General features: G+C 44.8%; 14 protein-coding genes. 2 read left to right on the top strand and 12 right to left on the bottom strand.

Annotated elements, in window-relative coordinates; translation table 11 throughout:
• Positions 1-20 precede the first annotated feature (20 nt).
• From nsrR to tsaE, 10 genes are all read right to left on the bottom strand, one after another.
• Positions 21-446 carry a nitric oxide-sensing transcriptional repressor NsrR gene (nsrR, locus tag EAE93_RS08520; protein WP_036810084.1) on the bottom strand — a complete coding sequence of 142 codons (426 nt, stop codon included), beginning with the start codon at positions 444-446 and terminating at the stop codon, positions 21-23.
• Positions 447-636: 190 nt separating this feature from the next.
• Positions 637-1,935, bottom strand: coding sequence for an adenylosuccinate synthase (locus tag EAE93_RS08515; protein WP_036810080.1), 1,299 nt, complete (start codon positions 1,933-1,935; stop codon positions 637-639).
• Positions 1,936-2,077: 142 nt separating this feature from the next.
• Positions 2,078-3,088 carry a protease modulator HflC gene (gene hflC / locus EAE93_RS08510; protein ID WP_214039511.1) on the bottom strand — a complete coding sequence of 337 codons (1,011 nt, stop codon included), beginning with the start codon at positions 3,086-3,088 and terminating at the stop codon, positions 2,078-2,080.
• A 5-nt stretch (positions 3,089-3,093) separates the two neighbouring features.
• Entirely contained in the window at positions 3,094-4,314 is a 1,221-nt protein-coding gene (gene hflK / locus EAE93_RS08505; protein WP_105397894.1) for an FtsH protease activity modulator HflK, read from the bottom strand.
• 104 nt (positions 4,315-4,418) lie between these two features.
• Entirely contained in the window at positions 4,419-5,699 is a 1,281-nt protein-coding gene (hflX, locus tag EAE93_RS08500) for a ribosome rescue GTPase HflX (RefSeq protein WP_040151128.1), read from the bottom strand.
• A 96-nt stretch (positions 5,700-5,795) separates the two neighbouring features.
• The gene (gene hfq / locus EAE93_RS08495) at positions 5,796-6,104 is read right to left on the bottom strand and encodes an RNA chaperone Hfq (RefSeq protein WP_011148654.1); all 309 of its coding nucleotides are present in this window, start codon (positions 6,102-6,104) and stop codon (positions 5,796-5,798) included.
• 110 nt (positions 6,105-6,214) lie between these two features.
• A complete protein-coding gene (miaA, locus tag EAE93_RS08490) occupies positions 6,215-7,156 on the bottom strand; it encodes a tRNA (adenosine(37)-N6)-dimethylallyltransferase MiaA (protein WP_214039510.1) in 942 nt (313 codons plus the stop codon).
• Positions 7,149-9,050 carry a DNA mismatch repair endonuclease MutL gene (mutL, locus tag EAE93_RS08485; protein ID WP_214039509.1) on the bottom strand — a complete coding sequence of 634 codons (1,902 nt, stop codon included), beginning with the start codon at positions 9,048-9,050 and terminating at the stop codon, positions 7,149-7,151. The genes miaA and mutL overlap by 8 nt, the downstream gene beginning before the upstream one ends.
• Positions 9,051-9,059: 9 nt before the next feature.
• Positions 9,060-10,343 (bottom strand): N-acetylmuramoyl-L-alanine amidase AmiB, encoded by a 1,284-nt coding sequence (amiB, locus tag EAE93_RS08480; protein WP_036810062.1) that lies wholly within the window; start codon positions 10,341-10,343, stop codon positions 9,060-9,062.
• 14 nt (positions 10,344-10,357) lie between these two features.
• Positions 10,358-10,822: a tRNA (adenosine(37)-N6)-threonylcarbamoyltransferase complex ATPase subunit type 1 TsaE gene (gene tsaE / locus EAE93_RS08475; protein ID WP_036776614.1), complete on the bottom strand. Its 465-nt coding sequence runs from the start codon at positions 10,820-10,822 to the stop codon at positions 10,358-10,360.
• 171 nt (positions 10,823-10,993) lie between these two features.
• Here tsaE and queG point away from each other — a divergent pair, with 171 nt between their 5' ends.
• Entirely contained in the window at positions 10,994-12,151 is a 1,158-nt protein-coding gene (queG, locus tag EAE93_RS08470) for a tRNA epoxyqueuosine(34) reductase QueG (RefSeq protein ID WP_040151236.1), read from the top strand.
• Positions 12,152-12,657: 506 nt separating this feature from the next.
• Here the strand turns inward: queG and EAE93_RS08465 are convergent.
• Complete coding sequence (locus EAE93_RS08465) at positions 12,658-12,831, bottom strand: hypothetical protein (RefSeq protein WP_160169988.1); 174 nt, start codon at positions 12,829-12,831, stop codon at positions 12,658-12,660.
• Positions 12,832-13,018: 187 nt separating this feature from the next.
• On the opposite strand from EAE93_RS08465, the gene EAE93_RS08460 reads away from it, so the two are divergent.
• A complete protein-coding gene (locus EAE93_RS08460) occupies positions 13,019-13,450 on the top strand; it encodes a flagellar protein FlhE (protein WP_036776617.1) in 432 nt (143 codons plus the stop codon).
• A 122-nt stretch (positions 13,451-13,572) separates the two neighbouring features.
• Here EAE93_RS08460 and EAE93_RS08455 read toward each other — a convergent pair whose 3' ends face one another.
• The gene (locus tag EAE93_RS08455) at positions 13,573-14,490 is read right to left on the bottom strand and encodes a LysR family transcriptional regulator (RefSeq protein WP_036776621.1); all 918 of its coding nucleotides are present in this window, start codon (positions 14,488-14,490) and stop codon (positions 13,573-13,575) included.
• Positions 14,491-14,592: the final 102 nt, after the last annotated feature.

Genomic DNA, 14,592 nt, shown 5'->3' with positions numbered 1-14,592 from the left:
AGGCTGTTTGCGCCATTTCTTCATTCGGTCAGAAGCAGCTTATAAAGGGGAATATTATCTTCAATCATATCAGCTAAAGTATGCTTATCCAGCTCTTCTAAAAACCTTTCTATTGCCTGATTTAAGACTACCTTCAGACGACACGCAGACGTGATATGGCAAGATTCCTGACCACAGTTAACCAATGATAATGGTTCAAGAGCGCGAACAACATCGCCAATTCTGATATCCTTCGCAGGCTTACCTAAACGGATACCGCCGTTTTTACCACGAACCGCAGCCACAAATCCTAAGTGGCTCAATTGGTTAATAATTTTTACCATGTGGTTACGAGAAACACCATAAATATCAGTGACTTCAGAAATACTGGTCATCCGGCTTTGCGGTAAAGAAGCCATATAAATTAGTGCACGCAAGCCATAATCTGTAAAACTCGTTAACTGCACATCAACCTCTGGATAATAAGATATAAATTAATATATCCGAGAACAAACTGAAAAAATAAGCATTTGTTCAAGTTATATGCCATGAATCGGCCAAAATCATGTTAATCCCCTAATCATTAAGCAAAAAAGGCCACAATAAATAGCAAAAAACCGGGCTGAAAAGCCCGGCTTTACCCGATCATAGGTACCATCAGGCATCAAACGGATCACGCAGAATGATAGTTTCTGAACGATCCGGACCCGTAGAAATAATATCAACCGGAACGCCGGTCAACTCTTCTACACGTTTGATATAGTTCAATGCTGCCTGAGGCAATTTGCTATGCTCTTTCACGCCGAAAGTGCTTTCACTCCAGCCAGGCATGGTCTCATAAACAGGCTCAATACCTTCCCAGTCATCCGCAGCCATAGGTGTCGTTTCAATCACACTGCCATCAGGCATACGGTAACCAACACAGATTTTTACTTCTTTCAAACCATCCAGTACGTCTAATTTGGTCATACAGAAACCTGACAGTGAGTTGATCTGTACTGCACGACGGATGGCAATGATATCCAGCCAACCAGTACGGCGGCTCCGCCCCGTAGTCGCACCAAACTCTTGGCCTTTTTCGCGCAAGTAACTGCCAGTTTCATCAAATAGTTCAGTTGGGAATGGACCCGCGCCGACACGAGTAGAGTATGCTTTGATGATCCCCAAAACATAATCAACATAACATGGACCTAAACCAGAACCTGTTGCAACGCCACCCGCAGTCGTGTTGGAAGAGGTCACATATGGGTAGGTACCGTGGTCAATATCCAACAACGTGCCCTGTGCACCTTCGAACATAACCAATTCACCTTTCTGAGTTGCTTTATACAACAAATCAGAAACATCGACGACCATACCCGTCAGAATATCGGCAACCGCCATGATTTCATCCAGAGTTTTCTGGTAATCAACCGCCGGTTCTTTGTAGTAGTTAACCAATTGGAAATTGTGATATTCGATAATTTCTTTCAGCTTAACTGCGAACGCTTCCTTATCAAATAAATCACCAACCCGCAGACCACGACGAGCAACTTTGTCTTCATACGCAGGACCAATGCCACGACCGGTTGTACCAATTGCTTTTGCACCACGCGCTTTCTCGCGGGCATTATCCAATGCAACATGGTATGGCAGAATAAGTGGACAAGCTTCTGAAATGAGCAGACGCTCGCGAACAGGAATACCACGGGATTCTAACGCGTTCATCTCTTTCATCAGCGCATCAGGCGCTAATACGACGCCGTTTGCAATGATACTGATAACATTTTCACGCAAGATCCCTGATGGGATTAAGTGGAGAACGGTTTTTTCACCGTTGATAACCAGTGTATGACCAGCATTATGGCCCCCTTGATAACGAACAACATACTTAGCTCGTTCAGTCAGCAAGTCGACGATCTTGCCCTTGCCCTCGTCACCCCATTGGGTGCCCAATACGACAACGTTCTTACCCATTTCAAAATTCACTCGGTTGCTTAAAAATGGATTCTAACATCTCATCCCACACCTTTCAGTAATTTTTATCACATCCGTTATTTTTGTTAGACACCAGACATGATAAGGCCCGCCGGATGCGGGCCTATAGATTCAGCCTCTATTAGTGCTGAACTGCACGCTTTTCAGGTGCTTTCATATAGCGGAAGAAATCAGCTTCTGGGCTTAATACCAGAACATCTTTCCCGTCTTCGCTAAAGCTTTTCTCGTAAGCACGTAAGCTACGGATAAAGGCATAGAAATCTGGCGCTTGACTGAATGTATCAGCAAACAGTTTAGCGGCTTCTGCGTCACCAGAACCACGCAATGTAAGCGCTTCACGCTCCGCTTCTGCCCGTATTTCAATGACTTGCTTATCTGCTGCTGCACGCAGTTTTTCTGCTTCTTCCAGACCTTGAGAACGATGACGACGAGCTACCGCTTCACGCTCAGCACGCATACGCTGGTAAATCGCTTCTGAAACTTCCAATGGTAAATTGATCTGTTTGATACGCACATCAACAACTTCAATACCCAATGCCGCCATGCTATTTGGATTGATAGCAGGTTGTTTATCTGCCGTTTCCCTCTCTACACGAGCCGCCGCCGATGCAATAGCGTCATCCGCTTCAGTTGCACTCACTGTTTCCTTATCCGTTGTGCCTTTATTAAGCGCATCACGAACATCTGTGGTCAATTGACCTCGGGAATCCGTCACGATCCCACGCACATCCTTACGGCCAATTTCAGAACGCAGACGGTCACTGAATTTACGCTTTAACAATACTTCTGCTTGAGAAATATCACCATTACCGGTTGCCAGGTAATAACGACTGAAATCGTTAATCCGCCATTTCAGGTAAGAATCAACGATCAAGTCCTTATTTTCACTGGTCAAGAAACGGTCTGCCTGAATATCCATAGTCTGAATACGAGCATCCAGAGTTTTCACCGCTTCAACAAAAGGTATTTTGAAATGTAACCCCGGCTCATAAACAATCGGTTTATTTCCAGCATCACGCAGAACCTTGCCAAAACGTAGTACAATGCCACGCTGCCCTTCCTGCACAATAAATAGAGAGACATAGAGAGCAACTAATACTGCGACAATAACAAAGACTAATGATTTACGCATGATTATTATCTCCCTACCCTGATAATGTCATTACGCAGATTATCTGTTCGGTTATAATTCGCGCCCCGGCCTGAATTTGTAGGCAGAGTTGGACGGGTAACCCGCAGATCAGAAGCTACCGTATTATCTGATTGCACTGTTCCCTCTTTTTTAACACCAGAAGCATCGCCACGTAACATTTGCTCCAATGGCAATACCAACAAATTATTGTTGTTATCATTAACAATAACTTTGCGAGTACGGCTCAACACTTTTTCCATCGTTTCAATGTACAGACGTTCACGGGTAATTTCAGGCGCCTCTTTATACCTAGGCAACATTTTGGCAAAGCTTGCCACTTCCCCTTGCGCTTCCAAAACTACGCGAGCCTTATACGCTTTCGCCTCTTCAATGATACGTTGCGCATCACCTTTCGCGCGTGGCAAGACCTCGTTCGAATAAGCCTCCGCTTCACGAATAGATTGCTGTTCATTTTCACGGGCGGCAATAACATCGTCAAAGGCGGCCTTAACTTCTTCCGGCGGACGAGCAGCCTGGAAGTTAACATCCAATAAGGTTATTCCCATTCGATACGGAAGAATCGTCTTTTCCAACTCACGCTGAGTGTCATCACGGACAATCATACGGTTTGCCGTCAAAATTTTATCCATCGTATATTTACCAACAACACCACGTACCGCGCTATCCGTCGCCTGACGCAAACTATTATCAGGACTTGTCACGCTGTAAAGATAAGCGGCAGGATCAGTCACACGATACTGCACGTTCATCTCCACGCGAACAACGCTTTCATCTGATGTCAGCATCACGCCGGCAGTTGCCAATTCACGCACAGATTCCACGTTAACTGGAACAACTTGATCAATGAATGTGGGTTTCCAGTTTAGACCTGGCTGCACAATATGGTTAAACTTACCCAAACGGGTAACAACACCACGTTCTGTTTCTTTAATCGTATAAAAACCGCTAGCGGCCCAGATCACGACGACAGCAACAGCGACAAGGCTAACAATACGCCCGCCAAATTTTGCCCCTTGGTCAGAACCATTACCGCCCTTGTTCCCACCAAAGCCCCCGAGTTTACTGCTCAGCTTACGGAACAGATCGTCGAGATCAGATGCCCCACGGTTTCGACCACTTTTGTTCCCGCCGGAATTGCCGCTATTATTGCTGCTCCCCCACGGGTCGCGGTCTTGTCCGTTGTTCCCGGGCTGATTCCACGCCATGTTTTAGCTCCATTCTTTTATGATTGGTTTTTCAGGCCAAGAGCCTCTTATAAACAAGCGACTCTCAATCACATAAGTTTTCTGATATTCACCTGACAGGCACATCAGACAACATAATCAAACAAATCCTGTTCTTGTTTGCATAGACGGCGCCAGTCAACAATCGGCATTCTCACTTCGATACCAACTTTACCGTCCTCTTCTATCCACTCTTTCTCTATTGCTTGCAGTTGATAGAAGCGGCTGCGTAAACGACCAGCTTCCGGCGGCAAACGCAATTCGTAGTGTGCAATTTCACCCGAAAGACGCTCCGTTAACGCTTGTAACAATAACGGGATACCTTCACCGGTTTGCGCAGACAACCAAACTCTAACCGGTAAGTTATCTTCGTTGCGATCAATACGCGGTGTGAAGCTTTCCAGCATATCAATCTTATTCATCACCAACAGTACCGGAATTTGGTGCGCTTCAATTTCTTCCAGTACGCTGTCAACAGCGGCAATATTTTCGTCGATGCGGCTATCCGCAGCATCAACAATATGCAATAACAATGTTGCTTGCCGGGTTTCTTGCAATGTCGCTTTAAATGCCGCTACCAGATCATGAGGCAAATGACGAATAAAGCCAACCGTATCAGCCAGCACCACCGTACCAACATCATCAACTTCAATCCGTCGCAACGTTGGGTCCAACGTAGCGAACAATTGATCAGCCGCATAAACCTCAGCAGCCGTCATGCGGTTAAACAAGCTCGATTTACCGGCGTTGGTATATCCCACCAATGAAACCGTCGGTATATCCGCTTTATTTCGCGCTTGACGCCCCTGTTCACGCTGTTTCTCAACCCGGCTCAGACGACTCAGGATCTGACGGATTTTATCCCGTAATAAACGCCGGTCCGTCTCAAGCTGCGTTTCCCCCGGCCCTCTCAGACCAATCCCACCTTTTTGACGTTCAAGGTGAGTCCATCCCCGGACAAGACGGGTAGAAAGATGACGTAACTGCGCCAACTCTACCTGTAACTTCCCTTCGTGAGTCCGCGCCCGTTGGGCAAAAATATCCAGAATCACGCCAGTGCGGTCGATAACTCGACACTGACAGAGCCGCTCAAGATTGCGTTCCTGCGCAGGACTGAGTGCATGATTAAACAACACAACATCAGCACCACTAGCCTGCACCGCCTCAGCAATCTCTTCCGCCTTACCTTCTCCAACAAAATATTTTGGATGAGGGGCTTTCCTGCTCCCCGTGACAATTTGCACAGGAACTACACCAGCAGAAGTTACCAGTGATTCAAACTCACTGAGATTATCTGTGTCTTTATCCTGCGAGAAAAAAACATGCACCACAACGGCTTGTTCGCCGCCTTCATAACGTTCAAACAAAGGTGCGACCTCTCAGGCTGAGTAAAAAACTACAGGAAAAAACATAGGTAAAACCCCCTACCTATGTTTTTCTTCATTCTATTACCGCTCTCAAGCTTATTCAGTGCCATCACTTTCCTGTTGTGCTGCCGGAGCAGAAACGCCACCAGAATGATAATTACCTACGCTCGCCCCTACACTCGTATTGCTACTGTGATGAGAAACTGGGCGGGAAGGTACAACAGTAGAGATGGCATGTTTATAAACCATCTGGCTAACCGTATTTTTCAGTAAAATGACAAACTGGTCAAAAGATTCAATCTGACCCTGCAATTTGATGCCGTTGACCAAATAAATAGAAACCGGGACCCTTTCACGCCGCAATGCGTTCAGGAACGGATCTTGCAAAGATTGCCCCTTAGCCATTCTATATTTTCCTTATTTTGTTGTTTTTAACTAAGAACCTAAAGGTTCGAAAAAATGAACTACTCAAAAATTGCGCTTTGGTACTCATCAATTGTACACAATCAATAAACCTATGCACTAACAACCTGCATAACTGTGCTTAAAGCTTGCTCTGGTTGAGAACTATCCAACCAATGAACCGACTTCCAACCTCTGAGCCAAGTTATCTGACGCTTTGCCAACTGGCGCGTCGCACAAATACCGCGATAAATCATTTCATCGTAATCAATTTCGCCGGAAAGATAAGACCACATCTGACGATAACCAACACAACGAATAGAAGGTAAATCCACATGCAAATCATGACGAGCATAAAGTGCTTTAACTTCCTCTTCAAACCCTGATTCAAGCATTTGATAAAAACGCGCTTCAATGCGTTGATGAAGGACCTCACGTTTCACCGGTGCAATAGCAAATTGATGAACATGATAAGGCAACGATTCTCCTGACAATTTAGTCAATTCAGTGAGAGTCTTACCCGAAATAAGAAAAACTTCCAGTGCCCGAGAAAGCCTCTGTGGATCATTAGGATGAATTCTTAACGCCGCCACCGGATCAATCTTCTGTAATTGCTGATGCAATGCATCCCATCCCTGTTCTGCCGCCTGTTGCTCTATTTGCGCCCGAATGACTGGATCAGCAGAAGGCAAAGGCGATAAACCTTCAAGTAACGCCTTGAAATAGAGCATCGTTCCTCCAACCAACAGAGGAATACGGCCAGAGGCGGTAATTTCTGCCATTTCCTTCAATGCATCGCGACGGAAATCAGCAGCCGAATAAGATTGAGAAGGGTCCAGAATATTGATTAAACGATGAGGCGCCAACGCTTGCTCTTCGGTTGTTGGTTTGGCGGCGCCAATATCCATTCCACGATAAATCAGCGCAGAATCAACGCTGATCAATTCCACCGGAAGATGCTGGCGTAAAGCGATAGATAAAGCTGTTTTGCCTGAGGCCGTCGGACCCATAACAAAAATTGCCGTTGGTAGATGTTGAGTCTTCTGATCACTCATGAGTAAGAGATGCCACCACTGCTTGTAAATCAATTAATTGTAATAACCCATCTGGTGGAGATTTTACCAGTTGTGGGCAAAGACGCTCAACATCAGCTAATAACTGTACCGCCTGCGCAACATTCCACGTTTCATATTCACTGCCGATATGACAAGCAAGCCAAGTTACAACCTGTTCTGTCGATGCTGATGGCTGTTGTGCTAAATAACCTAGCAACTCAGGAATTAATTTAGGCAGATTTTGTTGACGTAATGGTAACGATACCGCACGTAGTGTCGCTTTTCCATGAGATATAGAGGCATCAATACCAAAAGAACCTAATAAATCACTATAACGATTTAAAGCATCAGCTTCCTCTTTACTAAGAGCGAGTTTCAGCGGTATCAATAGTGGCTGCGATTTCAGCCCTTGCTCTGTTGGTGTTAACTGTGCTCGCCTTAACCAGCGTTCGGCTACCGGCAAAGATAACAACCCAATTCCCAATGGAGATTCAATCAAAGCATAGTACGATGAATATATACTCAATACCTTACCAAAACTATGGCTGCTATTTTTAACCTGAACAGGAGCCGAAGTAACCTTTTCTGCCATAACCGGAGCGATTCTTGCCGGAAACAGCTCTCTTTTGTCTTCAGGTTCAGGGACAGACTGGATCAGCTTCTGATACACCTCACCCTGACGTTTCTGATAATGATCTCCATGATATTGGCGATTCTCACCACCGCGAGAACTCCCAGCACTCCCTTTACTTGACAAAACCTCTTTTGGTGACGATGCTGCCGCAGGTGTAGCATTGTTTTGCCGGGAAAAATGATTTTCCCCTGCTGACGGACGGTTTTCCGGCTCCCATGCCGGCGCAGGCTCACAGCAAGCTATATCCAATTCAGCGCCGCTTCCACGCTGTTTTAATACGGCGGTTACACCCTGATAGATAAAATCATGTACCAAACGGGCTTGGTGGAAGCGAACTTCATGCTTCGCAGGATGCACATTCACATCCACCTGATGCGGATCAACCTCCAAATATAAAACATAAGCAGGCTGTTGTTCTCCTCGGAGCAAATCTTGATAAGCTTGACGGATAGCATGATTAATTAAGCGATCGCGCATCATACGCCCGTTTACATAACAATATTGAATATCTCCACTCGCCTCAGCATTCATCGGGTCAACAACCCATCCTTTGATCGATAAATCGTCATGCTGCCAGGAAAGAGAAAGAGCCCGTTGCATAAAAGCGGTGCCACAAATGGAAGCCAACCGTCGTTCATACTGTGATTCATCTTTCGCTGGCCGGTATTGGCGCACCAACTTACCGTTATGATGTAAATTGATCAATACATCCAAGCGCGCCAGTGCAATACGTCTGACAACTTCATCAATATGACCAAATTCTGTCTTTTCTGTTCGCAGAAATTTGCGCCGTGCAGGGGTGTTATAAAACAGATCCAGCACTTCGACAGTACTGCCTACCGGATGTGCCGCCGGCTTCACTGTCACCGTCATATCCCGCCCTTCCGCGTAGGCTTGCCAAGCTTCATGCTGCTCTTCCGTACGGGAAGTCAATGTCAGACGCGAAACTGAGCTGATACTCGCCAACGCCTCCCCACGGAATCCCATACTGATAATGGCTTCCAAATCATCTAGTGTGGCGATCTTACTGGTAGCATGACGAGCCAACGCTAGCGCAAGATCCTGATGGTTAATACCACAGCCATTATCACGGACACGAATCAGTTTTACTCCACCACGCTCAATTTCAATATCAATACGACTAGCGCCAGCATCAAGGCTATTCTCCACCAACTCTTTTACAACTGATGCAGGGCGTTCTACGACTTCGCCAGCCGCTATTTGGTTTGCTAATTGAGGAGGTAGGATCTTGATCGCCATACTTAACCTTTACTTCTTGGCTGTTTTAGGTGCCGCTTGTAATGGATTCGCTAGAAAATAGTTGCGCAATCCTCGATGGATAGCACTTGCCAGCTTATCCTGAAAATCATTGGAACCAAGCAGTGTTTCTTCTGCTGAGTTACTGATAAATCCCGTTTCCACTAAAATTGAAGGAATATCCGGTGAACGTAACACTCCTAAGCTAGCATGTTCTGGTGAACGTTTATGTAATAAGCCGACTTTACGCAACTCACTTAAAACCTGTACTGCAACGTTATAACCCACCCGTTGGGAGTGACCGAATTGCAGATCCAGCACCGCCTGGCTTAGGTAGGGATCGGTACCATTTGCCAATGCATCTCCTGCGCCACCCAGTAACTCAGACTGTTTCTCATGCTGCTCAAGCCAATTACCCAATTCACTGTTTGCACGCTTGTTTGACAACACCCAGACAGAAGCACCACGCGCACTACGATTAGGGGCAGCATCTGCATGAATAGAAACCAACATATTCGCGCTATGTTTACGCGCAACCTCAGAACGACCAGCAACAGAAATAAAATAGTCTCCGTTACGGGTCAGAACGGGTTTAAACATAGGATCATTGCGTAACAATGCTTCAAGTTTGTGCGCCACACTGATAGTCACATTCTTCTCTTTCAATCCACGTTGCCCAATCGCACCAGGGTCTTGACCACCATGTCCTGCATCAATAGCGATAACGACTCGCTGACTGCCCTTAGAAGTTGCCTGCAAAGCAGCCTGTTTTGTCGTCTGCAATTTGTTGTTAGTAAGTGATGGTTTACTCGTAGCTGCTTGTGAACTCTCTCTAAAAACAGACTTACCCGTCGATACCCCAGAAGCCCGCAGGGTAAAAATCACCCGATATTCACTACCCGACCGCTGTACTATAGAATTGACTTTAACTTTATTATTTAGTTCAAATACAATGCGTTTCTTTTGTCGATCAGGTGCCTGGCTGGAACGGATTTTCCTCACTAAATCCTGCCCCGGTAGATTCATGGGTAAACCAACAATTTTTTCTGATTGATGGATATCTACCACTAAACGCTCTGGCGAATGCAATGGAAAAACACTGTAATTAGGGCGACCACCTGAAAAAACCATCGTCACTTTAGATTCATTTATGCTGTTACTGACGTGAATATTGGATAAAGTCGCCGCTGTTGCGGTTGTTACCACTAAACTGTTTATCATAATAAACAGCCAGCCCATTACCATAAAACTGACTTGCCATTTCTTTATCATTTTTGCGACTAAAGGACGCGTCATGGTCAGGTGATCTCTTATAAATATTTCAAATTATCTAACAGGCTCTCGCCATATTTAGACAAAGCAATAAAATGTGCCTGTCGCCCTTCTGGCTGGTAACTCAAATGTAATTCAATATCTGCGTCCGGTAATACGCCTTCTCCTTGCTGAGGCCATTCCACCAGACAAATGGCATCTTGATGGAAATAATCACGTATTCCCATAAATTCCAGCTCTTCCGGATCTGCCAATCGGTAAAGATCGAAATGGTAAACCGGCCTCGGTATTAAAGCATAAGGCTCAACCAAAGTATAAGTTGGGCTTTTTACATGCCCTTTATGACCTAAGGAGTGTAAAAAACCGCGGCTAAACGTAGTCTTACCAGCCCCCAAATCACCATATAAATAAATTACACTACCACTATTACAGGCAGCAGCAACCGCGCTTCCAAGAGAAACTGTCGCATCTTCATCTTTAAGTGATAAAACAAGTTCTTTCATCGAATAATATCTGTTGTTTTATTAATTCATCAGCCAAAACGATAACCCTAACACACCTCTATTATCAACATTTAACATCTTCTGCTCAGTTTCATTATCAAACCCACTATTTTTGGCTTGAAACAAATTATGCTACACTGCGACGTCTTGCAGTATAAACCGATTTCCATCATGACAACGCCTCTCGATCTTAATCTTTTAGCCGCCAATATCAAACAATGGGGTCTTTCTCTTGGTTTCCAACAAGTTGGCATTTGTGATACTGATTTATCGGTAGAAGAGACAAAACTTCAGGAATGGCTAGATAAACAATATCACGGAGAGATGGCATGGATGAAACGCCACGGCATGATGCGTGCTCGCCCGAATGAACTTTTACCAGGAACACTGAGAGTTATTAGTGTAAGAATGAATTACCTCCCTGCTAAAGCTTCTTTTGCCAGTACGCTAAACGACGCTGAACTCGGTTATATCAGCCGTTATGCTCTAGGAAGAGATTATCACAAACTACTGCGCCAACGTCTTAAGAAACTAGGGGAACAAATCCAAAACTACTGCCATGACTTCGAATATCAGGGAGTCCTTAATTTTCGACCTTTTGTTGATTCAGCACCCATAATGGAACGCCCACTCGCCGCCAAAGCCGGATTAGGCTGGGTCGGTAAACACTCACTTATTCTTAATAGAGAAGCTGGTTCATGGTTTTTCCTCGGTGAGTTGCTGATTAATCTTCCCCTGCCGATAGATCTTCCACAAAAAGAGCAATGTGGACGCTGTATCGCCTGCATGACAACCTGCCCAACCGGTGCAATTATCGCCCCTTATACTATTGATGCCCGCCGTTGTATTTCCTACCTCACAATTGAATTAGAGGGTATTATTCCTGAGGAATTTCGTCCACTGATGGGAAATCGTATTTACGGTTGTGATGACTGCCAGATTATTTGTCCTTGGAACCGCTTTTCCCAATTGACAGATGAAGATGATTTCAGCCCTCGTGCAATATTACATACACCAAAGCTATTGGATTTATTCAATTGGAGTGAAGAGAAATTCTTACGGATAACGGAAGGTTCTGCAATTCGCCGCATTGGTTATTTACGCTGGCTACGCAATATTACTGTTGCTTTAGGAAACGCCCCCTATCAATACGATATCGTTCTGGCTCTGCAACAAAAACTTGGATTAAACACCATGCTAGATGAACATATTCATTGGGCTATTAAACAGCAAATCATTCGCCGTAAAACGAATACTATTAATGTACAAACACCACAACAGAAACGACTTATTAGAGCGATAACCAAGGGCTTGCCCAGAGATGCTTAATTATTAGCCATCTCTATAACGCATAAAAAGATTCAGATAATTTTCCTGTGAATAAAATAAAAACCCCTTGCTGATCAATGCTCAAAAAAAGCGCAAGTGATCAATATGACATTTCTTAACAAAGGATCATTCCGAAAAACTATCAACGAGTTACAAAAGGAATACTCATTTTATAACATTCAAAATCAGAAAAATTCAGACGCAACAGCCTGTGGATAAGTCTGTGTGATAATTTTAAAGCATCATACTTATTTACTGAGAAACCAGCTTCCGAGCTGTGGATAAAAAATAGAAATCTGTACTATGAAGATATAACCCAAAAATCAAATCTAAAATAAGTGAGCACAACTACTGAGGAAGAAACTTGGAGCGGGAGATAAATTCTTTGAATATCAGCTAATTCATTGATTCAACAGATATTTTTCCCATACCTCACTGACGAAAGGAGTGCATTATGTACTACCCAAAAACGTTTGGCAAGCAGAAGTTAAAAAAATATTTTGCAATTAAAGAATAGTACTTTCTTTACCCCTATAAATACCACACGATGAACTGAGTACCATCAGGACATAAGGCTGGCTACCGATGTCAAAAAAGACAAAGAATATACAACCAAACAATACCCCTTTAGGCATAAACATCACACAATATCGGTGCAACCAGCGCACAGATTCAGACATTCAACCAAAGCCTTCGCTTGATCCACTGTTATTCCAGTGAGATTCTTTTTACGTGATCAAGGAAGATTTGAACAACCATAGGAATCAATAAGCAAGCAATTTTCATGTGCGCCAATCATATTGGATGTCGCGCAACGGTTGCATGCAGATAACAGTCAGATAACTCACTAGCAATGAGGATTGAAGAATGAAAAGATTTACCAAAATTGCAGTAGGTTTTCTAGCGTTAACCACGGCTCAGATCTCCTTTGCCGCTACCAGCATGTGGTCACAAACGAGCCGTGCTCCAAATGTTTATGCTGCTGGCTACACCAACTCAAATTTCTTTACCACGCCCTCTTCGGTACCGACAAGGGCAACTATCACGACAGTATCTTGGAATATCGGTTTATATAGCAATGGTGCGACAACTCAGACTTTCAACGTTTGTTACACCCCACGATATTCATCCACTCCATCGCAATGCCTGGATGTCTCCGGTGCCCTCAATAGCACCACAAATGCCTTTAGCGGCCATGATGCCAAAGGTTCCTTTAGAATTAGCGGGATTCTCAACGGAGGTACTTACCCCGTTTACCCGTCCCATTACAATATGATCAAAGTTGATTATCAGTATTAAGCAACCCGACCTGAAGCCTCATGGCTTCGGGTCATTGATAGGAAAGTTACTTTAGACAATTCTTTCGCGTTTCAAGAGCAATATATGCTAGCGGAAGGAGGTAGCGTGCTATAAAGTTGAGCTCATTCACTAACGAGTTCTCTGGAAGCCAAGGAGACAGCCGAACTCACCATACGAAATTTTTTAGTCGCCAATGCGATAAATGCTTTAGTGGCCGGTGATGATTGACGTTCATCAAACACAGCCAACCCGACATGTCGTTTCACTTTTGGATTCAGCGCTTTCTTGACATAGCGAACATCACGAGCCAGCGGCAGAGATGACTCGGCAACAATCGTCACCGCATCCCCACGTTCAACCGCAGCCAAAGTACTTAACAATTGAGACGTCCGATAACGAATATTAGGTTGCAATCTTGCCGATAAAAAAAGCCTGGAAACCAGTTCAGCCGATCCCGCTTCTGTCAACGCGAATGGTCCAACACACAGATCTTTCAACGTTACCGAATCCTGCAATACCAAAGGGTGATCTATCGGCAACAAAGCCACCATCTGATCTTCAAGAATCGGGTAAGTGTCGAATTGATCTTCCGGCAAGGTCACAAATCCCACATCCACTCGTCTATCCATAAGCCACTGCACAACCTGCCTGTCTGGTCCCTCATCAATATGGACCTCAATGCCGGGGTAAAGCCTGCGATAATCGGCCAGTACCTTTGGCAACAGCCATAAGGATGAAGTCGGTCCAAACGACCCGATTCGCAACGTACCTCGTTTCATCCCCCGAGCATCCGCGGCCTCTTGCCGCATGGTCTCAGCCAGACCAAGAATGGCCTGGGCTTTTTGTAGCAGACTTTCTCCTATATCTGTCAGTTCGACAACTCCTTGATGCCGATGTAGCAGCTCTACGCCAAGCTCCTGTTCAAGGAGTCTGATGGCATGGGAAACCCCAGACTGAGAGATCTTGAGTTGGGCCGCAGCCAAGGTAAAGCCCTTCCGTTCAGCAACAACAGCAAAAATTTCGAGCTGAGTTAAAGTCATTATCTCCCCCTTGAGTAATCACTCATTTCCGCATGATCATACATCTGAATAAGTATATGCAATGCGGATATAAAACAGTAGGCGAGGCATGCTCGCTGAACG

This window comes from Photorhabdus akhurstii (genome assembly GCF_018448925.1).
Lineage (GTDB): Bacteria > Pseudomonadota > Gammaproteobacteria > Enterobacterales > Enterobacteriaceae > Photorhabdus > Photorhabdus akhurstii.
Note: the sequence above shows the minus strand (reverse complement) of the source record. Positions and strands in the feature narration are given on the sequence as shown.

What these genes read in the sequence shown, in the direction of transcription:
- tsaE (WP_036776614.1), bottom strand. Translation starts at nt 10,822, where the DNA reads ATGAAAGAACTTGTTTTATCACTTAAAGATGAAGATGCGACAGTTTCT.
- amiB (WP_036810062.1), bottom strand. Translation starts at nt 10,343, where the DNA reads ATGACGCGTCCTTTAGTCGCAAAAATGATAAAGAAATGGCAAGTCAGT.
- EAE93_RS08515 (WP_036810080.1), bottom strand. Translation starts at nt 1,935, where the DNA reads ATGGGTAAGAACGTTGTCGTATTGGGCACCCAATGGGGTGACGAGGGC.
- hflK (WP_105397894.1), bottom strand. Translation starts at nt 4,314, where the DNA reads ATGGCGTGGAATCAGCCCGGGAACAACGGACAAGACCGCGACCCGTGG.
- mutL (WP_214039509.1), bottom strand. Translation starts at nt 9,050, where the DNA reads ATGGCGATCAAGATCCTACCTCCTCAATTAGCAAACCAAATAGCGGCT.
- hflC (WP_214039511.1), bottom strand. Translation starts at nt 3,088, where the DNA reads ATGCGTAAATCATTAGTCTTTGTTATTGTCGCAGTATTAGTTGCTCTC.
- miaA (WP_214039510.1), bottom strand. Translation starts at nt 7,156, where the DNA reads ATGAGTGATCAGAAGACTCAACATCTACCAACGGCAATTTTTGTTATG.
- EAE93_RS08465 (WP_160169988.1), bottom strand. Translation starts at nt 12,831, where the DNA reads ATGTCTGAATCTGTGCGCTGGTTGCACCGATATTGTGTGATGTTTATG.
- EAE93_RS08460 (WP_036776617.1), top strand. Translation starts at nt 13,019, where the DNA reads ATGAAAAGATTTACCAAAATTGCAGTAGGTTTTCTAGCGTTAACCACG.
- queG (WP_040151236.1), top strand. Translation starts at nt 10,994, where the DNA reads ATGACAACGCCTCTCGATCTTAATCTTTTAGCCGCCAATATCAAACAA.
- hfq (WP_011148654.1), bottom strand. Translation starts at nt 6,104, where the DNA reads ATGGCTAAGGGGCAATCTTTGCAAGATCCGTTCCTGAACGCATTGCGG.
- EAE93_RS08455 (WP_036776621.1), bottom strand. Translation starts at nt 14,490, where the DNA reads ATGACTTTAACTCAGCTCGAAATTTTTGCTGTTGTTGCTGAACGGAAG.